The following is a 22,033-nucleotide window of genomic DNA, read 5'->3' on the forward strand; positions in this document are numbered from 1 at the left end:
TCTTTTTGCGACTATATTTTTTATACCCTTTTAATAGGCCTGTTTTTAGGCCTTTTTACTGCCTGCTTTTGTTTGATTATTTAGAGAAACTTTAAATTTTTTATAGAATTTTTAAAAAAATAGATATAGTTTCATTTTAATTACAAAAATGGACAAAAAATTATGGATTCATATAACTTAGATGAGCTACAAAAAGAAGAAGCGATAGTAACTTATGCTGAAAATTTAGCATTAGAGCCATATCAGGCTGAACTAGTAAAACTACAACAACATTTAGAAAAATATAAAGAAAAACTGGTAATACTATTTGAAGGGCGTGATGCCGCAGGAAAGGGGAGTGTAATAGGAAGTGTTAGTAGATATATGAATCCAAAACATTATCGCATTGTCGCTTTGGGCAAGCCTACAGAGAAAGAGCGAACACAGTGGTATTTTCAAAGATATATAAAGAATTTTCCATCTGGTGGTGAAATTATTTTATTTGACAGAAGCTGGTATAACCGAGCAATGGTAGAGCATGTATTTGGTTTTTGTAGTGAAGAGGAGCATGAGTTGTTTATGAAGCATGTGGTTCCTTTTGAAGAGTCTGTCGTAGAACATGGCACCACACTAGTTAAACTCTACTTTAGCGTTAGTAAAGAGAAACAGTCTCAAAGATTTGAGCAAAGAAGAACGGATCCCCTTCGTCAATGGAAACTCAGTGAGATTGACCTTCAAGCACAGAGTATGTGGCATAATTTTACTGATACTAAGTACAGAATGCTAAAGTATACTAGCCATGAAAAGGCACCCTGGTATGTGATTCGTTCAACTAATAAACATAAGGCTAGGTTAGAGACAATGAAATTAATTCTTAGTAAAATGCAGTATGAAGGCAAAAGTGAAACTCTTAATTTTGAAGCTGATGAGAAGATACTCTTTAGTGCTAAAAAAGAGTTGGAGATTATGGATAAAGCACAATTAAAAGAGAACTCTAAGTAATCACACCCATCAAAATGTTATAATCTCATTATTAAATTATAAAGAGATAATATGGAACTATGTGTAGCCTTAGATTTACCCACAAAAGAAGAAAACTTAGCGTTAATTGAAAAAATTAAAGATTACGATGTTTGGCTCAAAGTCGGACTTCGTACCTACATCCGTGATGGTGAAGATTTCCTAAAAGCCATTAAGCAAATAAATCCAGATTTTAAAATATTTTTAGACTTAAAACTTTATGACATACCAAACACTATGGCTGACGCTGCTGAGTCTATCATGGGTTTAGGTGTAGATATGTTCAATGTCCATGCAAGTGCTGGTAAACGCGCTATGCATACTGTAATGGAGCGTTTAAGTAGATATGATAGTCGTCCTATTGTTTTAGCCGTTACAGCTCTTACATCTTTTAGTGAAGAAGAGTTTCAAGACGTTTATGAAAATAAGATAGCATCTAAGGCAGATCAGTTTGCAAAAGACGCAATGGATAGTGGACTTGATGGCGTTGTATGTTCAGCTTATGAGTCTAATTCTATTAAAAATATAACTTCAAAAGAATTTATGACTTTAACTCCAGGCATAAGACCGTTTGGTGAAGACTCAGGTGATCAAAAACGCGTGGCGGACGTTGCCTTTGCTAAAGAAGCTTTGGTTGACTTTATAGTAGTTGGTCGTCCCATATATAACGCAGAGAATCCTTCTGAAGTGGTAGAAAAAATTTTAAAACAGCTTTAAAGGTTGTTTTTCACTTTTTCTTCTAGTTCTTCAAACTCTTTAGCCCTGTCTGCCACCTTAAGAAGATTCAAGTTCTTGGATAGCTTGAAGACTCCGGTAGAGTTTATGAAGTACTCTGCTTGTAAATCATGGCGTTTATCTAAAGGAAGTATCTTAAAACTCAAATTATCTAAAATTAATGGAGAACTGCACTGTGTTTTAAAATAACTCAAAACCATATGGCTCCCACCTTTAAACTTCTCTTTTACAACAGTGATAAATAGCTTTTTGTCATCAAATCCAAGTTTTATAAGCGTGTAGTATTTAATAATCACATAATCTTCGCAATCCCCATAACCTACAGTTAAAAACTCTTTTGGAGTAGCCCAATTATTCTCTTTATTTGTAATGATATCATCGTATTGCGGGAGTAGTCTATTGAGATAGACATTTACGGCTCTTAGTTGCTTCTCTTTAGAATAACTTGTAAAGAGTTTGATTTTTTTTGAGTAGTCGATTACTCTATTTTTAGCTATTTTACTCTTTTTTTGAATATGTGATATTTCTATATTAGTAAATGATGGGTATTCACTTGAGAATAAAATAGTACTAATTAGAAGTATAAATAAATTTTTAATAACTTTGCCTTTTACTCTTTTGAGTATTGTCACATTTCTTTTCTTGTTTTAAGCTAAGTATTATTAAATTACTATTATAATCTCGTTCTTCAAAAGGACAAGTGGGTGAGCGGCTGAAACCACATCCCTGCTAAGGATGCGTATGGGTAACTGTACCGAGAGTTCGAATCTCTCCTTGTCCACCACTTGAAGAAACTAACATAATCCATATAAATTTAAATCATAACTAAATCACTATTTTTCCAAGAGCAACTCTTTGATAAGTTTTATGCTTTTTTCACTATTTTGTTTTTGAAGCTGTTCAGTTAATATTTCCTCTCTCAAACTTTTATTATCTATAGTGGCAATTGTTTTTAATGCAAGATTTTTGACTTTGATACTGTTTGAATTTAATGAAGCTTGTATTTCATCTAAAAAATTTTTAGCTCCTGCATTTTGCATAGAGAGTAGTATGTTTTTTTCTTTTGACAGTGACGTTGCGCTGGCATACTCTGAACGTATGTAACTTACTATAGCCTCTTTATTTTGTTCATCTTTTGCATACCTTGAAAGCGCTAACAACGAAGTGTCAGACTTGTCGTCATTTAATTCATCTCCTCTGGTGTCACTTATGCCAATAAGTGTCTCTATAGTTTGCACCGACGGTTTAGAAATGTCTCCTAAGGCTATAATAGAGCGGATTTTATTTATGTGTCTAGTTTTATCATCTACTGCAAGTTCATTTAGAAGATCTTCTGCTTCATCTGTATTTACTATAGGTAAAATTGCAATCATTCGCATGCTTGTTACGTCATCAGATTCTAAAATTATTTTTTTCAACTTGTGCGTTTCATTTGGAAAAGCTTTTATATACTGTTTGATATTTGTTAGAGTTGATTTTTCATCAATTTTTGTACTTAACTTTTCTAATGTTGTATGTGTCTGTATAAATTTTTTTTTAATATTATCATTTGATATTTTTTCAAATATATTAATGTCTTTTTGTTCTAGTAAAGTAAATTCGGCAAGAAGTGTTTTAATGTCTTTTTTTTCTTTATAGATTTTTAATGATTGGTCTATGCTTTGAGGAATCTTCTTAAGAAAGATAATATTTTTATTTTTTGCAAACCGATTTCCTTCTTCATCCAATAAAGTGATACTCTCAGATAGCTCTAAGCGTTTAAGCCAACTACCTTTAGCATCCACAGTAGCTTTTGTTATTGAATTAGTTACGTTAGCGCCATACTCTTTGCTAGGGTTTATAACTTGGGTATATCTACTTTTTTGTTTTTCTATGGAGTTAGAAATTTTTTTATAAAAAACGTCATAAACACCTATTGAGTCTTTTTGCTCTATTTTATAACTTTGTTTATCCAAGTTAATTATTTCAAGAGAGTATATTAGTTGAAGTAATCCAGCAAAATTTTCAATTTTTCCTGGAAACTTAAAATCTAACACTTTACCATCTAAGCTATATTTTACTAAAAACATCGATTGGTAATAGGGCCTTAATAGATCTAATACATTTTTGTCGACACCCACTCCCTCTAAATTAAATGAGGATAACTCAAATAGACTCCATATATAGTTTTCGCTTTTTTTCAAAATTCTCATATTTAAAAGTGCGTCAACTTTATACTTATATGAAATATCTGTTGGTATTAAATCACTCTTTAGTAGGATAGAATCCTGTGAAAAATTGAGCTCATATACAGAATCATTATCATATGTATAAGCATACAAATTACTTTTTGAGTTTGTAAAAAATAAATATAAGATAAGTATAGATATGAGACTTATGGCAAGTAAAAATATTTTTTTCATTAGCTTACTCACAATTATCAGCAATTGGAATAGAGAAAAGCGTTTGAGATTTATCTAATATTTTTGACGTATATTTTCCTCCACTCCAGTTAGCAAAATCTTTTCTTCTTGTTCTATTTTTCCAATTTGTCTCTGTTGGTTCTGAAAATTTATATGGACCATAGTAGTTTGCATATGCGTATATTTTGCCATTTAACGTATTGATATAGTTGGTTATATTCTCATGCAATCTACCATCTATACCAACTATATAGTCCCCTTCATCAACCAATACAAGTGAGCCGGTTATAGTGTTTGTAAATCTTTCAGATAGAAGCCATAACTCTCCTCCAATGCCTGCGCTATAGTCCACATCTACAGTACAACAGCTAATAGCGGCACCGACTCCAGCCTCTAAATAAGCACCTATATAAGCATTTGGCTCAATCATTGCAGTAATAGAAGTCATCCCGTCAAGCCCAATTGAAGCATCAAATCCTATTCGTGCTTCTGCGCCAGCTCTAACGACTACAGGAATTATGGAAAACATGATAGTCTGTTCCCTTTCTATGTTTTTTCCAACTCTCATACTCTGATCTAAACTTACTAAAGAAATATTTGTTGTAGATGAAGTTTGATACGTTTTTAGTTTCTCTTTCGTTGCCTTGTAAGCTTTTTGTTTTAAAAGAGTTGCTCTTGAAGTGACAGTGGAAGTCGTTGTATTACTATCTGTGCTTGTGTTTGTATCTGTTGTATTTACGTCACGAATTGAAGTCTTAGGTAATAATTTTTCTTCTTCAACGCTTAGTGTGACAATAGGGGTAGTCAATCCGCTCACTTGCGCTAATGAGTTACTTTTTGAGTAAAAATTATTTCCTAATGATGAAAGCTCGATGTCGTAGCCTGTATCTTCAAAGGAGCCTGGCTCTAAATCGGCTGTAGCTTTAACTCTTAAAATTCTAAATTTTGTATCAGAGAATCTCCTGACTCTGATTGAAGCGTAAGTTTTTGCATGTAAACCACTCACGTCTAAATATGCTCGTCCTAGAAGGTAGGCACCTGCTCCAAATCTTCTTCCGTATTTATATTTTTCATAAGTTTTTTCATAATTTAATTTTTTTAATCCACATTCTGAGTCTGCTGATGACGCAAGTCTCGCTGCAGATGGTTGATAACTTGGAGATAGATTCTGTGACTGGTATATACTTGCTATTGAGTTAACCAACTCTTGAGATAAAGTTATATTAAAAGGGCTAGAAGTTTTATTGTTTTGGGTGTTTAAAACTCCCTCATCATCAGATGATATTTCAATATTTATTTTTCCCTCTATTGTGTTTCCAACAAAGATGTTTACATTTTTAATTATATCATCTACTAATTTTTTTAAGTCTTGACTGCTTAGAGCTAATTGCAGATCTATATCTTTTTCTTCATTAGCTTCTATATCACCTATATTCACTTCTTCTAAAAACGTATAGTTGATGTCTAGCGACTTTGTATCGTTATCTTCCGAGTCAAATGTTAGTGAGCTATTATTTTCATTTATGGTTAATATAGGAACATCAATACATTTTCCATAAAGTTCAACACATGCTTTTATTTTAACATTTGAAGCACTCTTTATATTTGACCTCACTTTTATTGTCGCACTGGCATATAGTGGTTCATCAAGAGCATAGAGTGTAAGACCAGCGTCAATAAGGGCATTTAGATTATCGGTAGAATTGATTTCACTTGAGAGTATAGTATCATTTTCTCCATCAGTTCCACCATGTTCTAAATCTAATGTAAAAGAGACTAACTCAAGCTCAGGCTTATTGTCATCCTCAACAATCTCAAAACTATTTGTTGAGTATGTGCCTATCACTTTTTGGCTATTACAAACTTCTATGTTTAACTTATAGGTGCTTAAGTTTATGTCTTCTGGAACTGTAAAGTCATATAAATACTTGTTTGTTCCTTCTTTAATTTCAGCTAAAGATTCAGAATGAAACCATACAGTTGAATTGTTTTTATTTAAATCCTCTAAAGCAAAAAATAAAAAGATAGCTGAATCATTGTTATCTAAAGAGTAATTAGATGATGAATACAAATCTAACTCTACGCTTTGAATAGTACTTTTATACATTAAACTAGAAGATAATTTAGAACCCAATATGTCAAAATCATCATGAGAAGTTTGATTTGTACCTCCATCTGTAGTACAACCTGTAATTATTAAAATTACAAAAAAATATAAGAATAATTTTATTAACATCTGAAACTCCTTTACCCTATATACCAATATTATAAAAATAATTAGGTTATATAATTATTAATCAGTAACTATTTTTGTAAGATTTTTTCAATTTAGAAGTCTACAAAATAAATTCATTTGTTCGATATATCAGTATAACTCTATAGATAAAAGGATTTATCATGTTAATATACATCGACGACAGGGAAGACGAAGAGTTTGACGATTATGATTATGAAAATGGGCAGCCAGGTGGTACTTATGGGTATGATTATGGTGAGGAAGAGGTATTAGAAGATTATTCAAATGAAACTGAGAACTGTTTCGATTAGGATTATACACTTCTTTAGTATTATATAGATATAATTCTCACAAAAAAATGAGGATCAAAATTGAAAAAAACGTTAATGATAGTAGCTCTTTTAGTAGGTCTAAATCTAGAAGCAAATATGGTAGAAGATGGAATAACGGCGTCTAAAAGTGGAAATCATAAAAAAGCGCTAGAGCTTTTTGAAAAAGCTTGTGAAAATGATAACGCTATGGGATGTAACTACGCAGCGCAGGCTTACAACGTAGGTAGAGTGGTACAAAGAGATTTGGATAAGGCTGTAGTCCTCTTTACTAAGAGTTGTGACAAAGGTCTTATGGACGCTTGTATGGTACTTGGTAGAAACTACTACATCGGCCAAGGCGTAAAAAAAGATATCGTAAAGGCGAGAGAGTTACTTGTTCATGCATGTGATGGCGGCATCTCTGACGCATGTTTTAAATCTGGCCTTATTTATGAACTAGGACAAGGCGTAGCACAAGATTTAACTAAGGCAAAAAGCTTTTATAAAAAATCTTGTGAACTTGGTGAGAGTGATAATGACGCTTGTAAGTTTCATAAGCAACTTACTCATGCTGGCGTAAAGTAGTTTTTAGAGTTTAACAATGATAAAATTTTTTATATTTTTAGTATTAATTACAACACACACTTTATATGCGCTAGTAGCAATTGCTCCCGTTGATATTGGAGCTAAAGAAGGTTTAAGTGGTAAGGTCGAAGCTGGATTTGAGACTAAACGCGGAAACACAGATAAAGATAATTATCAAGCCTCTTTAAGACTCCTATATGATGAAGGTCAAGAGTATGTAGCTTGGGGAGAGATCTCTTTAGAATATGGTCAGTCTAATGCACGTAAAGATACAAATAAGGCCTTCTCTCACGCTCGATACATACATGCATTATTAGATAGAAAAGATTTAGTATATGAGCTATTTACACAGCTGGAATCTGATGAGTTTAGGAAGATACATAGTAGACTTCTACTCGGTGCTGGTATTAGATATAGGTTCTTCAACAATACCACGAAAGGAAAAGGCTACTTTGGACTTTCAGCTTTTCACGAGTATATTGACTATACAAATAGTAACCTAAACCCTTTAGAAAATAATCAGCGTTTAAATAGTTATATAGCCTATAGTGTTAATTTCTCACAAAGTTCTAAATTTTCAGCATCGATATATTATCAACCAAAAGTGCATGATTTTAAAGACTATATACAAACAAATAGCATTGAGTTAAACTTTAAAATCTATAAACAACTACTATTAAAGTTAAGCACTATTTATAATATTGATACAAAACCGCCAAGTGGCGTTAAAGAGGTTGATTTTACGCAAAGAGTTACTTTTATATATGACTTTTAATGTTTTTGGCATAAGCGCTTAACATAGTCTTTTATTTACAAGGAGTTTTAAATGAGAAATATTTATCTAATAATTGCAAAACAGATTGTAGATGAAGCTGGAAGAATTATAAGAGAAGCTAGAGAGACAAATACTTTTAGTTTTAAATTTAAACAAGATGATACCCCTATAACTAATATTGACCAGCAAGTACAAGATTATATGACTAAACGCTTAAAAGATAATTTTGACATTCAAGTTATGGGTGAAGAAAATTGTGAAGAGATTGATGAGTCAAAACCTTACTGGGCGATAGACCCAATAGATGGAACTTGGGCTTTTATAACCCATGAAAACACATCTGCCATCAATCTCTCTTTAATCGAAAATAACGAAGTTGTCATTGGGATAGTTTATAATCCTTTTACAAATGAGTTTTTTCAAACAGAAAAAGGTGAAAAGTCTTACATAAGAATGCTAATGCTTCCTTTAAGAGAAAATAAAACTGTAGCGGTAGTTAATTTTAAGCCAGAACGTTCTCACCCAATAGTTAAGAGTCTTAATCAACTTTTTAAAGAGAATAAGATTAAAAAATTAACTTCAATTGGTGGATCGATTACTTATTCAATGTGTATGGTGGCTAAGGGCGCGTTTAGTAATTATATAGCTTATTTTAACTCAAACGCAAGCCCATGGGACCTCTCAGCCGCATATCTAATTATCAAAAATAGTGGAGGGTACGTAACTGATTTAGATGGAGTGGAAATAGACCCAATCCACCATAAAGGTTATATCATAGCAAGCGCAAACGCAGACGCTAGGAATGACTTTTTAGCGATGATTAATCCGCTTTTGGCAAACCAAACTTCTGAGTAATAAGTTCACCGTCTTCATTAAAAAATAGATAGTAAAGAGTGTCTTTTTTTACGCTAAGACCCGCTAAATAACGCAGAGCTAAATTTGCTTGTAGTGATGCTATGTGCATAACAATTGGAGCGGCAATTCCTGCTGGAGTTTTTTTGATGATTTTAAAAGCGTCATTAAATGATGAGTTTTCTATAAACGCCACTTGACCATGCCAAGCTTCAACGCTTCCATATAGCCATGGCATATTGATACTTTTTGCATAAGCGTTAATATCTCCACGAGTTGGCAGATTATCCGTTGCATCTATAATAAGGTCTACTTCTATCCCTTTTTTAGTCCACTCAATAAAATTACAATTATGCGCAATTGCTTTTGCATATGGGCATCTTTGCTCGATGAGCTGAGAATTAATTAAAGCTTTATTTTCCCCTTCATCACCAACTTTAAAAGCTATCTGTCTATGAATATTATGTAGACTGACTTCATCAAAGTCAATCATATGAATCTCACCTATTCCAGTTGACCCAAGAGCAAACGCCAGAGATGAACCTAAACCACCCGAACCTACAATGGCGATTTTTTTATCTTGAAGAAGTAGTTGTGTTTCTTCTCCCCATAGTTGTACTTGACGGTGAAAATATTGCATCATGATTTATTCCTTATTTAAGATTTAATTCTTTTTTTTATAGCTTCTTTAAAACCCCATGAACGACGCGCTTGTATAACTTCTGAGTGGTGTATGTCAACAAGCATCAACTCCTCTTTATTTCCTAGGTGCTCTTCTACATACCCATTTGGAGAGGCTAAAAAAGAGTCACCGTAAAATTTCCAAGTAAACTCTTTATCATGATACTCTCCTATGCGATTTGCTCTTAAAATATAAAAGTTATGAGTAAACGCACGTGCCACTACTAATGCTTTCCACCTTTCATAGGAGTCAAACGTAGATACGCTTGGTACTATAAGACAATCTATATTTTTAGATTCCAGTTTTCTAAACAGATCATCAAAGTGTAGCTCAAAACCACTAATAATGGCAAATTTTACTCCATCTACTTTAAATATCATAGGTGAAAGCGTAGAGGAGATGGTATTTGAGAAAAACTTTTCTTCATTCCAATGCGAGTAGTTGATAAGATACTGTTGGTAATAATAGGATGTGGAAGATGGAGAAAATTTTACTATGGTTTTGTAGAGTTCCTTCTTTTTAACAATTATTAGTGGAGCTATAATAGTTATAGAATAAGTGCTTGAGAGCTCTTTTAGTATTTTTGTCTGTTGTTCTGCTTGCTCCTTGATCATACTAAGAGACATGTTCTGTAACTCTTTAAAAAATGGGTTAAGTACATACTCTCCTAGAACAAGAACTTTAACGCCTTTTGTACTAGCAACCCGAATATGGTTATAAAGTTTTGTAGAACTTAAACCTTGGGAGTTTAACTGTAAAACGGCAGTTTTCATTTATGAAGCTTTTATCTCTGCTATTTTGATCTGAGCGTCTTCTAACATTTTTGTAGCTTGGGTAAGCTCTTTCATTCCATCTTCATAAGCTTTTACACTATTTTGCAAGGTGATTTCCGGATTCATTAACGTCTCTAGTATTTTTTTTGCATTTTCAAGTTTTTCTTCAAAACCTACTGTTTTTTTATCCATTTAGCATATCCTTTATATTATTTTCAAACTTAGGCAACTCTACAAGAAACGCGTCGTGACCATAGTCGCTATCAACGTCTAAATAGGTATAGTTTATATTTCCAATGGCGTCTAATTCATCTGCAATCTCTTTCATCTCAAAGTTTTTAAATAAAACGTCATTTTTAAAACTGATGAGATGTAGTTCTGCGGTTACGCGTTTGAGCGCTTCGCTTAGAGAGTCAAACCCACGACTTAAGTCGTAAATATTTATCGCTTTTGTAATGTATAAGTATGCTAAAGGGTCAAACCATTTAGTAAAATTATAGCCATTATACTCTAAGTAAGTCTCAATTTGAAATTTTCCAAAAAGCTCATAAAGCCCATCTGTGCGTTTATAATCACGACCAAATTTTTCTCGCATTGATTCAGGAGATAAAAAACTAATATGCCCAGCCATACGACCAACAGCCATACCTGAAAGACCGTCTTCTTGTATAAGTAATGGGTCGTAATACCCTTGTCTAAAATCAGGGTCCTTTAGAATCGACTCCTGTGCTACTTTGTTAAACGCGATGGCCCATGGCTGCGTTGCATGGGTCGCTGCCAAAGAGATGATTTTGTTAGAAAAATTTGGATAGTGTACCGCAAATTGGAGAGCTTGCATTCCACCCATGGAACCACCAATAATTGCATGAACTCTATGAATATCAAGTCTATCAAATAGTATGCGTTGCGCCTTTACCATATCTTTTATGCTTACAACGGGAAACTTATAACGGTATGGTTCATGATGTGGATGCTGTGGACTCATAGGACCGGTTGAGCCAAAACAGCTTCCTATGACATTGGAACATATTACGAAATATTTATCGGTGTCTATAGCTTTATTTGGACCTATTAGACCATCCCACCAGCCAGCTTTTACTTCACCTTCGTAAATTCCAGCGGCATGGTGCGAGCCTGTAAGAGCATGACAAACAACAACTACATTACTCTTATCATCGTTGAAAGTTCCATATGTTTCATAAGTAATATCATAAGGCTCTAGTATACGTCCACTCTCCAGATAAAGAGGGTTTGTAAAATGCTCAGTATGTGTTTGTAGGTTTAAAGACAATTGCTGCTCTTATTGTGGATTAATAGTGCTATTTTATCGAAAGTGACTTAAAAAACTATTTTTAAAGTGTAGAGATTTCTATCTCTTACACACTCCAAGAGGGAAGTGTATAATTTAATTAGGCTTCGAGTGCCTGTTTAATATCGGCTATGAGGTCTTTAATACTCTCTAATCCACATGAGATACGAATAAGTCCAGCAGGAACACCACAAGCATTTAACTCTTCTTGCGTTAATTGTTGGTGAGTCGTTGAAGCTGGGTGAGTGATAATTGATTTTGAATCACCGATATTTACCACTAAAGAGTAAAGTTCAGTCGCGTTTACTATTTTTGTAGCTTCTTCTAGGGATGAAACTTCAAAACTAAGTAGACCACTTGACGCGCCATTGTCGAAATATTTTTGTGCGTTTGCATAGTTTGAATTACTCTTCAATCCTGGATAGTTTACTTTTAACACCTTTGGGTGTGACTCTAAGTACTCTGCTAATTGTAAAGCATTTGAGGAGTGTTCTCTCATACGAAGAGCAAAAGTTTCAATACCTTGGATAAACAGCCATGAGTTAAATGGAGAAGAAACTGCGCCAATATCACGCAGTAGTGATAAACGAGCTCTGAGCGTATATGGTGGAAGCGGCACGTCAACATAGACTAGGCCATGATAAGAAGCATCAGGCTCATTAAAATGAGCATAACGAGGATTTCCCTTTAGTTTTTCTAGTAAACCCTTTCTCTCTACCATAATGCCACCAATAGCTAGACCTTGACCAGTAGTGTATTTTGAAGCGCTATGAACGGAAATATCCGCACCAAATTCAAATGGACGACAAAGAACGGGTGTAGCTACCGTGTTGTCAACAACTGTTAAAATACCATGTTTATTAGCAATCGCAGTAATCGCTTCAATATCAGCTACGTCAATACTTGGGTTTGTTAATGATTCAAAAAAGATAACTTTTGTTTTATCATCTACAAGTGCTTCTATCTCCTCTGGCTTATGTACGTCAAAGAAACGCGACTCAATTCCAAAGCGTTTAAGTGTATGTGCTGTTTGTGTTAGACTTCCACCATAGAGTTGTTTTGCACATACGATATTGTCACCAGCCTCTGCCGCATTAGCTATAGCAAAAAATATAGCACTCATTCCACTTGAAGTAGCAATAGCAGCTTCTCCACCTTCTAATTCTGCAAAACGTTTTTCAAAGACATCTGTTGTAGGATTATTTAGGCGAGTATATATATAACCTAGCTCTTTGAGTGCAAAAAGATTTGCTGCATGCTCAACATCGCGAAATTCATATGCAGTTGATTGGTAGATAGGAACGGCCATAGTTCTTGCCCCATCTTTTTGGTATCCTGAGTGTAGTGCTTTTGTTTGTAAATCCATATTTTTTCCTTTTTAATAATTTAGAGTTTAGTCACTGCTAAGATATCATCTTTAGTCTTTTGAAGAAATTCAAGAATATTTTTTTGATAAGCAAGTGTATCTGGATCACGTGTTAGATTCACTAGAGGCGTTAACGCTTTGATATCTATTTTCTTTGCATATCTTGGTACTATTTTCAACTCTTTTTGTATACTGATTATAAGAGAGTCAACATCAAGTCCATTGTCATCCGTTACTTTTTGTACCAACTCTTTAGTAGACATCATAAGTAAGTTTGCACGGTCATCATTTCCATCATAAATATTAAGAGAGATGTCTTTAACTATTGTAAAAATATCTTCATTAATATGCTCATTGACAGATATAATTAAAGCAAAAATTTTAGCACGAAACTCTAAAGATCCATGATGATGGACAAATAGTTCTCTAAATGCATTGAAAAAATGGTGTTTTATCTTAAATCCAAGCTGCATTTGTAATCCTTATGCGTTATTATACATCTAAATGATATAATTTCATTTATAAATAAAAGAATTAAGGAATATTTTTATGGGTAGAGCGTTTGAGTATAGAAAAGCATCAAAATTAAAGAGATGGGGAGCAATGTCTAAGCTTTTCCCAAAACTTGGTAAGATTATTACTATGGCTGCAAAAGAGGGTGGAATTGATCCAGATAGTAACTCTAAACTTCGAACAGCTATACTCAATGCCAAAGCTGAAAATATGCCAAAAGATAATATTGAAGCAGCGATTAAGCGTGCAAGTGCAAAAGACACAGCGAGTATGTTAGAAGTTAACTTTGAAGGTAAAGCCCCTCATGGTGTTTTACTATTCATAGAGTGTATGACAGATAACAATACTAGAACAGTGGCAAATGTGAAAAATATTTTAACTAAGCAAGGTGGAGAGATGCTTACAAATGGCTCTCTAGAATTTATGTTTGATAGAAAAGCTCTCATAGAGTTTAACCTTAAAGAAGGAATGGATCTAGAAGAGCTAGAATTAGAACTTATTGATGCTGGCCTTGAAGAGATTGAAGCTGAAGATGGTGTTTGTATGGTAACGGCAGATTATACAAGTTTTGGAACATTGACTACAGCACTCGAAGAGATGGGTGTTGAGATAACAAAAGCGAACTTAGAAAGAATGGCAAATACTCCAATAGAGATATCCGAAGAAGCTCAGGCTGACATTGATAAAATTTTAGAAAGATTAGAAGATGATGAGGATGTACAAAATATTTTTACTAATTTAGTATAAATAACTTATGAAATATGTAAATACTATTTCTAACTACACACATGAAGTGAAGCAATCAAAATTTATTGCCTCACTTATTCCCTTTGAAGAGTATTATAATGCCCCTAAAATCTAAGACAGTAATTCAGTAAGATTTATTTTCAAAAAAGTTAAAATAATTACGAATTATGGAGATAAATTATGAGTAGAAAAAAAGGGCAAACTTACACTGCCGAACAAAAAACTAAAATAGTCTTAGAAATGTTAAGAGAAGAGATGACAACAAGTCAGATAGCGACTAAGTATAAAATCACTTCTCAATCATTGGGAAAGTGGAAAACTCAATTTTTAGAAAATGCATCTTTAGCGTTTGATGTTAGTGGTGCTACTAAAGCTTACCGTGATGAGATAGAAGAGTTAAAAACTGAAAATGATGGACTTGCTAAAGCACTTGGTAAAGCAACTATTAAAGCGGAGTGGGCAGCGGGAAAGTTAAAGAGCTTGGACTTGATAAATAAAAAGTCTCTGATAGAGTCTAAGCATAATAAAATATCTGTGTCAGAGCAGTGTGAAGTGATAGGTATAAGTAGAAGTCATTACTATTACAGACCAGCACCAATGAGCCAAGATGATATAAAACTACTCCACAGAATAGATGAAGTAGCTACTGAAAATTCAGAGTATGGTTATAGATTTATCCATGAGCAATTAAAAGAGGATGGCTTCAGTATTGGAAAGCATCGAGTGCTGAAGTATATGGGAATACTTGGCATACAAGCTATCTATCCAACTAAAAAGAAACTAACAAGCCTCAAGAATCAAGCACATCCAATTTATGAGTATCTACTCAAACAATATTGGACTAAGATTGGAAGAAAAAAGAGTGTTTATGTGCCAACTCCAAACGAAGTGTGGAGTGGAGATATTACTTACATCCGTATCAATGGTGGCTTTATGTATTTAGCAGCCGTTATAGACTGGCACAGCAAGGCTATTCTCTCATATAAAATATCAAACTCAATGGATGCAACACTAGCTACTGATGTTCTTGAAGATGCACTCAGTAAATATCCTAAGCCTAAAATATTCAATTCAGACCAGGGCAGCCAATATACAAGTCATGAACATACACGGTTACTTAAAAAACACGATATTCAAATATCAATGAATGGCAAAGGAAGAAGCATAGATAATATTGTCATTGAGAGATTTTTCAGAACTCTCAAGCATGGAAATATTTATATAAATGATTATGAAACAATTAAAGATTTAAAAGAAGGAGTTAAAGCATATATTTACAAATACAATTTTAAGAGATTTCATTCAAGTTTAGATTATAGAAAACCCATGAATGTCTATCTTGAATATCTGAAAAATGTAGGGTAAGGTAACAAGTACTTATGAAATTAAATCTTTAGAATAGTTGTCTTGATTTTTAGGGGCATTATAGAATATTTTAATGTGATAAATGACGCAAAAAGTATAGCTCCTAAATATATACCATAATTATTAACAAGGTTCTCCAAGGTTAATAAAATTAAAGTTGGTAGAGGGAGTTCAGCACCTAACTCCTCAAAAATGGATTTAAATTGTGGTACAACATATGAGATAAGAACTGTAAAAGCTACAGCCATAGCTATCATTACATTTCTTGGGTATGCCATAGCTTTTTTAAACTTTGTAATATTTGAGCGAATCTCCTCTAGCATATCAGCTAAAGCATATAATGATTGATCTAGATTACCAGTTTTCTCACCTAATAGAACCATTGCTATTGTTAAGTTCCCAACTTCAAACCTAAAGTTTTCCATTGATGCTGAGAGAGAATATCCAGAGTTAATATCATCTGCTAGTTTAGAAAATACTGTTGTTAAAGCTTCATCATCACTTGCATCAGCGATTTGGTTAAGCGAATCGTGTATAGATATACCTGCATTTGTCATAACTGCAAGTTGTCTCACAGATGCAATTAGAGCATCTGGTTTAATTTTTTTCTTTCTAATATTTTTAAGTAGATTTTTTTTGAATCTTTCAAATTGCTTATCTAAGGGCTCTTGTCCCTCAGCCACTTTGATAATAATTCCAGAAAATTTTAACTTAGCATAGCTAGTCGCTTCTTGTTTATTCTCAGCATAGAGACCCTGCTGTTCTTTTTTACCTTTGGTTAAGACTGTGGCAACAAAATATTTCATCCTTTAGCAACCTTGAGAATTTCTTCAATACTAGTAACACCATCAATAGCTTTTTGAATACCATTTTGAAAGATGTCTATAAAACCATCTTTTTTAGCCTGTTCAAGCATCATGTCTTTAGAAGCACCTTTTGCTATTAAAGATGAGAGCTCTTCTGTAATATTTAAAACTTCACAAATCATCTCTCTTCCCATATATCCACTATCACCACACTCTTTACAGCCTGCACCCTTGTAAAATCTAGTGCCTTCAGGAATGATGCCGTCTATCTCTTCAAGAACAGTCGCTGAGAGTTCCTCTTCCACTTTACAATGCTTACATATTTTTCTTACAAGTCTTTGTGCTTGAATAGCAACGAGTGCCCCACTAATGAGGTAGTGCTCAATTCCCATATCAGCCATACGAGGTATAGCACTTATAGAGTCATTTGTATGCAAAGTGGATATAACTAGGTGACCGGTAAGAGCTGCTTTAATGGCAATTTCAAGTGTTTCTTGGTCGCGAATTTCACCTATCATTATCTTGTCAGGATCCTGTCTTAATATGGAACGCAGTGCATCTGCAAAACTAAGTCCAACTTTAGCATTTACTTGTACTTGTTGAATAAGGTTCATTCGATACTCTACAGGATCCTCAACGGTAATGACTTTATCTTCAACATTTCTTAGCTCATTAAGTGCACCGTATAAGGTTGTAGTTTTACCACTACCAGTAGGTCCAGTTACCAAGATAATACCATAGGGAGCAGCAAGCCCTTTAAGAAGTTTTTGATAACTAACTGAGTCCATTCCGGCATCTTCAAGTCTCACAAGTGCTTTTTCTTTATCTAAAACACGCATAACAATAGACTCACCATAAAGAATAGGTAGTGTAGAGATACGAAAGTCATATTCACGTTTTCCTACAGCTGTAGAAAAACGGCCATCTTGAGGTTTTCTTTTCTCTGCTATATCTAAGTTAGCTAAGAGCTTAAGTCTAGATGCTAAAGGTGGATAGATGTTTTTTTCAAATATAAATGTTTCTATTAGTTTTCCATCAACTCGTCCACGTACGACACAGTTTTTTTCAGTTGGTTCTATATGTATATCACTTGACCTCGCATTAATACATGTTTTTAAAATAACATCAATAAGTAAAAGAATAGAAGATGCCTCTTGCTGCTCTTCTATAGAATTGATAGAATTTAGTTCATCTTGTATCTTCTTAACGAGATCCTTGACACTATCCTTAAGTGCAATTTTATATAAGTATGAAGCAATCTGCTTTTTTGTAGAAAGAGCAATTTTTACAATTTTTCTTGGAAATAGCCTCTGCATAGCCTCTTGAGCATCTATATTAAGAGGGTCATGAAATGCAATCGTTATGCTCATTTCATCTTGTGAAACAGGAATTACATTAAATTTTTGAAGTTGAGCCAAGGGCACTTTACTTGTCAGGTTATAATCCATATCTATTGAATCTAAGTCTACAAACACCTGATCAAGTTCGTGAGCAAGTTTTTCTAAGACTACTTTTTCATGGATATAATCATAATTGTCAATAATAGAGAGGTCATAAACACCATCTCTTACTTTTTGAACAATGTAACGAACAAGCCTATCCATAGTCATAAAACCAGAAAGAGTAATATCACGTAGTATTAAATTTTCGCTGATACCTTTTGCTAAAAGTCTATCAACTTGGCCCTTCATAATTGAGCCTTCAGCGAGTAAGTCTGTTGTTATTCTATCCAAAAGAAACTCCTACCAGTATACATGGCGTTTTATAAGAATTGTATCATAAAATTCTTCTATAACTATCTTATTTAATTTATAGTCTTTAGTAAGATATAATTTATAACTTAGTTTAGTGTCGTTAGGATCCTCAAAAAGATAAAATTTTCTAGGTAGATGCTTACCAATCTTTGAGTACATATCAAAAATTTTAGATAATATATACTCGGTTGTAGGAAGAGAAAAAGTCGATAAATCATAATTATCAATTAATGCATGATAAAGTAGTTTTTTCTGCATCAGTATTACTGAGAAATATGCAGAGTTTGCTCGGGACTCTTTTGAATGTTTGAGTACAGCAGCGGGAACAGCTAGTCTATCAATGTAGTCTGAGTATAGACAAGAAAATGCATATAAAGAGACGAACTCCTCATCTTTCTTATGTAGTTTAAAATTATCAAAACCTATACTACAAACCTTTTCATATTTTTCATTCTGATAGAGATCAAACATATCCTGTTTAATATCTGCATAAAGATTTATAGTTAATAAAATAAAAAGTATTATTCTCATTTAAATTTTCCTGAGTGGATATCGTCAAGAAGTATTCTAGCACTACTTGATTGGGATGATTTTATATACTCCTGAAGAGTTTTAGTTGCCATATCTTTTTTACCCATTTTAAAGAGTGATTTTGAAAATATAATCCAACTAGCTTCTATATCTTTATTTATTTTGTTAGTAATTAAAGAGTAGTTATATGCTTGGTTATAGTTACCTAGTTCGTAGTATTTTTTAGCAACAAAAAGGCTCAAAGCAGGGTTGTTATTTTTTTTAAACCTTCTAATAATATCGTTAATATCATTTTGAGTATTTCTTTTTTGTATATTAATATGCTTAGGCTCTTCTTCTGTAGGTTTGTCTATCGTGGAAGTTTTAACTTTTGGAGTAATCTTTGTATCTACCTTTTTATCGGGTACTATTTCTTTGATAGACTTTTCTTCTTGCTTTGGAGCTACAGTAACTACTTTTCTAGTTTCAGTAGGAGTATCATATGTAGGAGTACTTTTGTTGTAGTTATTATATGGTTGAATTGAACTTTGCATTTTTTTCATAAAATTTAAGGATGGCTCTAGTTGCACAGTTTTTTTATTTAAGGGTGCATTTACTTGCTCAATTACTTCTTCTTTTTTAACCATAGGTGGTAGTTCTTTTTCTATGACAGGAAGCTCTATCTTTGTTATCTCTTCTTTAGTGGATGAAGTGATTTTGGTATCTATTTTTTCTTTTGGATCAATAACAAAGATATAGAGTATCGAAGAAATTATGGTTAAACTCACAAAAATAGTTATATGAGGGATGAATGATTTGATCTTATAGTGTAACCAACGTTTTTCTAGTTCAATTATATTAAGCATTAATTAGACCTGTATGTATAGCAGACATTTCAATAATCTTATTTGAGACACTATCAGTTTTCAAAGAAGAGATTTTTTTTTCACTTTCATATATTGAATAAATGTCAAAAAGTGTATAGAGAAGTTTGTTGGTATCTCGATAATTACCATTTGTAATTTTATATATCCTATTTACTGATTTCATTGTAAACATGTTAGCACTATCAAAACAGTTTGCTTTCATAAGTTTTTTTTGGATATATATTTTAAGTTCACTCACAGAAGCATTCTCTAGCTCAATAGTCTCCCATATTCTTGTTTGAAAATGCTCTTTTGCAATAATATCTTCTTTTTCAGTTTTATGAAGTGTTATAACAAACTTAATTGTTCTTGTGTCAGAGAGTAATCGTATTTTTTCCATCAAGGCTTCAGAGTATAATTGGGCTTCATCTAATAGAACCACGGGAATAGTTTCAACTTCTTTGGAATTAACAACTTTCATAAATTGAGTGAAATTAAGTTCACCACTATATTTAATATTAAAAATATCTTGGGCAAGAGTTTTGTAAAATTCACTCTCGTCTAAAATAGGAGTTTGGTAAAGGTAAACCTCTTGAGATGAAGATAGGTCATTATATAGTTTTGTTAAAAACATACTTTTACCAGTACCTGGCCTACCATAAAGAAGTACCATTTTTAACGGTTTCTTTATGGAGTCTTTGAGGGATTGGTAAATTGTTGATACTCTGTCGAGTTGTATGTAGTCTTTAGCATTTACAATATCTAGAAATACATCTTTAGAATTTACAAAGATACTGCTCATATATATATACCCTTACTTTTCTATAGATAATTTGTCTGAAGATTTCTTTGTCTCTTTTATTATATTCGTAACAAACATATCCTCATCCAAACCTTCATAACCTAAGTCAGAAAGAGAAACAGAACTTTTTTCTTTCTGAATGATGTGTGGTTCTATTATAATAACAAGTTCTTCTACTTGTTTGATTTTTTCTTCATACTTAAATAGATAACTAATAATAGGTATATCACCGAGAATAGGAACCTTATTCCCTTCATATATACTTTTAGTATTAATTAAACCACCAAGGATAATTCTATTTCCATCTTTTACGGTTACCACAGAGGAGAGTTGACGACGATTTAAATCTGGTGGCATATCTCTCCCTGAATTATTTGTAGTAGATATATCCTGTGTTGTCTCAGAAAGAGATGGATTGATCTTTAATGTTATCGTTTTATCATCAGATATTTCTGGAGTTATAGTTAATAAGACTCCCGCGAAGACAGATTGAACATTATCATTTTGTGTTGTCGCTGCAACACCTCCACTACTACCTTGTTGATTTGTCGCAGTTTGTATTTTATAAAAATACTCTGTACCAGCAGTAATAAGTGCTGGTTGATTATTTAAAGTTAAAACTTTTGGATTTGATATAGCACTTACATCACCTTGTGTTTGTAAAAATTTTATAACTTCATTTAAACTAGCAGTTGCTTTAATATTTACCATTTTAGAAACACCTTTTATTGTGTCTGCGGCAACTGCTAAAGTAGTTATATCATTACCTGTAAATTCAGATACATTTTGGTGATCAATTGTATTTATACCAACTTCAAAGTTTTGAAGAGCATAAAGTTGCTTCCAATCAATACCGGTAGTTTCGCCTTCATTCATAGTAACTGAAAGTAATTGAACATCAATTAAAACTTGTAGTTGTACTTTATCTTGAAGTCTTTTTAGATATCCTTCAAATCTATTCATCTGTTTAGATGTTGCAGTCACAGTAATTAAACCAGCATTTTTATTTATTATTGGAGCGCTTGCTTTATATGAGTCATGTGGACGATTTAGGATACTTTGAAATTCTAAATCTAGAGCTTCCCAGAATTTTACTTCGTCTGTACTTTCAATCTTTATACCTGTTTGAGAGTTTGATGATGCTCCTGCTTGAGTTCCCATCATTCCGTTAGCCCCACCACCCATAGCTCCAGCAGTCGATGATCCGCCCATTGATCCATTCATCCCACCTTGTGGAGCAGCCGAAGAGCTTAATGTTACATCAGTACTACCTGTACTTTTTCTTTGAGAAAGTATGTAATCAATCTCAAAAACTTTAGTAGTTAAATAGGAAATTTTTAATAAATTATCGACAAGCGTGTACGATAGGTTATTTTCTAGTAATATAATATTTAGAACTTCATCAATTGTTAGATTTTTTAAATTAGTTTTATTTAAATTAGTATTGAGAAATTTCTCTGCATTTGGATCAGTTACTATTATGCTAAAACCACACTCATCACTAAGTTGATCAATAAAGTCAATTATTTTTGTGTTTTTTGCAGAACTAATACTAAACAGTTCATAAGAACAATCCGCAAAACTTGTAGTGGATAGCAGCAGTGTTAGTAGTGTTGTGTAAAGTTGTTTTTGCATATATTTCATT

23 protein-coding genes and 1 tRNA gene are annotated in these 22,033 nt (G+C 33.1%); 9 read left to right on the plus strand and 15 right to left on the minus strand.

All coding sequences use genetic code 11. The features are described from left to right. The first annotated feature begins 162 nt into the window (after positions 1-162). Both ppk2 and pyrF read left to right on the plus strand, forming a co-directional pair. Positions 163-981, plus strand: coding sequence for a polyphosphate kinase 2 (ppk2, locus tag GJV85_RS04935; RefSeq protein ID WP_207562760.1), 819 nt, complete (start codon positions 163-165; stop codon positions 979-981). 51 nt (positions 982-1,032) lie between these two features. Continuing rightward, positions 1,033-1,716, plus strand: coding sequence for an orotidine-5'-phosphate decarboxylase (gene pyrF / locus GJV85_RS04940; RefSeq protein ID WP_207562761.1), 684 nt, complete (start codon positions 1,033-1,035; stop codon positions 1,714-1,716). Here pyrF and GJV85_RS04945 read toward each other — a convergent pair. Continuing rightward, positions 1,713-2,366 carry a transglutaminase-like cysteine peptidase gene (locus tag GJV85_RS04945; RefSeq protein WP_242689838.1) on the minus strand — a complete coding sequence of 218 codons (654 nt, stop codon included), beginning with the start codon at positions 2,364-2,366 and terminating at the stop codon, positions 1,713-1,715. The genes pyrF and GJV85_RS04945 overlap by 4 nt on opposite strands. Positions 2,367-2,428: 62 nt before the next feature. On the opposite strand from GJV85_RS04945, the gene GJV85_RS04950 reads away from it, so the two are divergent. Next, positions 2,429-2,518: transfer RNA gene (locus GJV85_RS04950), tRNA-Ser, on the plus strand. A gap of 49 nt (positions 2,519-2,567) precedes the next feature. On the opposite strand, the gene GJV85_RS04955 is transcribed toward GJV85_RS04950, so the two are convergent. After that, positions 2,568-4,136 (minus strand): hypothetical protein, encoded by a 1,569-nt coding sequence (locus GJV85_RS04955; RefSeq protein ID WP_207562762.1) that lies wholly within the window; start codon positions 4,134-4,136, stop codon positions 2,568-2,570. 4 nt (positions 4,137-4,140) lie between these two features. Beyond that, positions 4,141-6,372, minus strand: a complete 2,232-nt coding sequence (locus GJV85_RS04960) for a hypothetical protein (RefSeq protein WP_207562763.1) — start codon at positions 6,370-6,372, stop codon at positions 4,141-4,143. Positions 6,373-6,533: 161 nt separating this feature from the next. Between GJV85_RS04960 and GJV85_RS04965 the strand changes: the two genes are divergently transcribed. Genes GJV85_RS04965 through GJV85_RS04980 form a run of 4 tightly spaced genes read left to right on the plus strand, consistent with a single transcriptional unit; the run spans position 6,534 to position 8,898 of the window. Next, positions 6,534-6,683 (plus strand): hypothetical protein, encoded by a 150-nt coding sequence (locus tag GJV85_RS04965; protein WP_207562764.1) that lies wholly within the window; start codon positions 6,534-6,536, stop codon positions 6,681-6,683. Positions 6,684-6,743: 60 nt separating this feature from the next. After that, positions 6,744-7,268 (plus strand): tetratricopeptide repeat protein, encoded by a 525-nt coding sequence (locus GJV85_RS04970; RefSeq protein WP_207562765.1) that lies wholly within the window; start codon positions 6,744-6,746, stop codon positions 7,266-7,268. A gap of 16 nt (positions 7,269-7,284) precedes the next feature. Next, positions 7,285-8,043 carry a DUF481 domain-containing protein gene (locus GJV85_RS04975; protein ID WP_242689839.1) on the plus strand — a complete coding sequence of 253 codons (759 nt, stop codon included), beginning with the start codon at positions 7,285-7,287 and terminating at the stop codon, positions 8,041-8,043. A gap of 51 nt (positions 8,044-8,094) precedes the next feature. After that, the gene (locus tag GJV85_RS04980; protein WP_207562766.1) at positions 8,095-8,898 is read left to right on the plus strand and encodes an inositol monophosphatase family protein; all 804 of its coding nucleotides are present in this window, start codon (positions 8,095-8,097) and stop codon (positions 8,896-8,898) included. Here the strand turns inward: GJV85_RS04980 and GJV85_RS04985 are convergent. From GJV85_RS04985 to GJV85_RS05010, 6 genes are all read right to left on the minus strand, one after another. Further along, positions 8,864-9,538: a HesA/MoeB/ThiF family protein gene (locus GJV85_RS04985; RefSeq protein WP_207562767.1), complete on the minus strand. Its 675-nt coding sequence runs from the start codon at positions 9,536-9,538 to the stop codon at positions 8,864-8,866. The genes GJV85_RS04980 and GJV85_RS04985 overlap by 35 nt on opposite strands. A 14-nt stretch (positions 9,539-9,552) precedes the next feature. Beyond that, positions 9,553-10,350: a carbon-nitrogen hydrolase family protein gene (locus GJV85_RS04990; protein ID WP_207562768.1), complete on the minus strand. Its 798-nt coding sequence runs from the start codon at positions 10,348-10,350 to the stop codon at positions 9,553-9,555. After that, on the minus strand, positions 10,351-10,542 hold the full coding sequence (xseB, locus tag GJV85_RS04995) for an exodeoxyribonuclease VII small subunit (RefSeq protein ID WP_207562769.1): 192 nt from the start codon (positions 10,540-10,542) through the stop codon (positions 10,351-10,353). It abuts the gene before it with no gap. After that, entirely contained in the window at positions 10,535-11,641 is a 1,107-nt protein-coding gene (gene metX, locus GJV85_RS05000; protein ID WP_207562770.1) for a homoserine O-acetyltransferase MetX, read from the minus strand. Before metX ends, xseB begins: the two co-directional genes overlap by 8 nt. Before the next feature lie 118 nt (positions 11,642-11,759). Beyond that, positions 11,760-13,025: an O-acetylhomoserine aminocarboxypropyltransferase/cysteine synthase family protein gene (locus GJV85_RS05005; protein ID WP_207562771.1), complete on the minus strand. Its 1,266-nt coding sequence runs from the start codon at positions 13,023-13,025 to the stop codon at positions 11,760-11,762. 20 nt (positions 13,026-13,045) lie between these two features. Further along, positions 13,046-13,498, minus strand: coding sequence for a hypothetical protein (locus GJV85_RS05010; protein ID WP_207562772.1), 453 nt, complete (start codon positions 13,496-13,498; stop codon positions 13,046-13,048). Positions 13,499-13,574: 76 nt separating this feature from the next. On the opposite strand from GJV85_RS05010, the gene GJV85_RS05015 reads away from it, so the two are divergent. Further along, positions 13,575-14,285, plus strand: coding sequence for a YebC/PmpR family DNA-binding transcriptional regulator (locus tag GJV85_RS05015; RefSeq protein WP_207562773.1), 711 nt, complete (start codon positions 13,575-13,577; stop codon positions 14,283-14,285). 180 nt (positions 14,286-14,465) lie between these two features. After that, positions 14,466-15,650 carry an IS3 family transposase gene (locus GJV85_RS05020; protein ID WP_207562774.1) on the plus strand — a complete coding sequence of 395 codons (1,185 nt, stop codon included), beginning with the start codon at positions 14,466-14,468 and terminating at the stop codon, positions 15,648-15,650. A gap of 20 nt (positions 15,651-15,670) precedes the next feature. On the opposite strand, the gene GJV85_RS05025 is transcribed toward GJV85_RS05020, so the two are convergent. The 6 genes from GJV85_RS05025 to mshL are packed head-to-tail and all read right to left on the minus strand — an operon-like array spanning position 15,671 to position 22,032. Continuing rightward, positions 15,671-16,456: a type II secretion system F family protein gene (locus GJV85_RS05025; protein WP_207562775.1), complete on the minus strand. Its 786-nt coding sequence runs from the start codon at positions 16,454-16,456 to the stop codon at positions 15,671-15,673. Next, complete coding sequence (locus GJV85_RS05030; protein WP_207562776.1) at positions 16,453-18,189, minus strand: GspE/PulE family protein; 1,737 nt, start codon at positions 18,187-18,189, stop codon at positions 16,453-16,455. Before GJV85_RS05030 ends, GJV85_RS05025 begins: the two co-directional genes overlap by 4 nt. A gap of 9 nt (positions 18,190-18,198) precedes the next feature. Beyond that, the gene (locus GJV85_RS05035) at positions 18,199-18,741 is read right to left on the minus strand and encodes a hypothetical protein (RefSeq protein ID WP_207562777.1); all 543 of its coding nucleotides are present in this window, start codon (positions 18,739-18,741) and stop codon (positions 18,199-18,201) included. Then, complete coding sequence (locus GJV85_RS05040; protein ID WP_207562778.1) at positions 18,738-19,586, minus strand: tetratricopeptide repeat protein; 849 nt, start codon at positions 19,584-19,586, stop codon at positions 18,738-18,740. The genes GJV85_RS05035 and GJV85_RS05040 overlap by 4 nt, the downstream gene beginning before the upstream one ends. Next, a complete protein-coding gene (locus GJV85_RS05045) occupies positions 19,579-20,388 on the minus strand; it encodes an ATP-binding protein (protein ID WP_207562779.1) in 810 nt (269 codons plus the stop codon). The genes GJV85_RS05040 and GJV85_RS05045 overlap by 8 nt, the downstream gene beginning before the upstream one ends. A gap of 12 nt (positions 20,389-20,400) precedes the next feature. Beyond that, the gene (gene mshL, locus GJV85_RS05050; RefSeq protein ID WP_207562780.1) at positions 20,401-22,032 is read right to left on the minus strand and encodes a pilus (MSHA type) biogenesis protein MshL; all 1,632 of its coding nucleotides are present in this window, start codon (positions 22,030-22,032) and stop codon (positions 20,401-20,403) included. Position 22,033 lies beyond the last annotated feature (1 nt).

Source organism: Sulfurimonas aquatica (assembly GCF_017357825.1).
Taxonomy (GTDB): Bacteria; Campylobacterota; Campylobacteria; order Campylobacterales; family Sulfurimonadaceae; genus Sulfurimonas; species Sulfurimonas aquatica.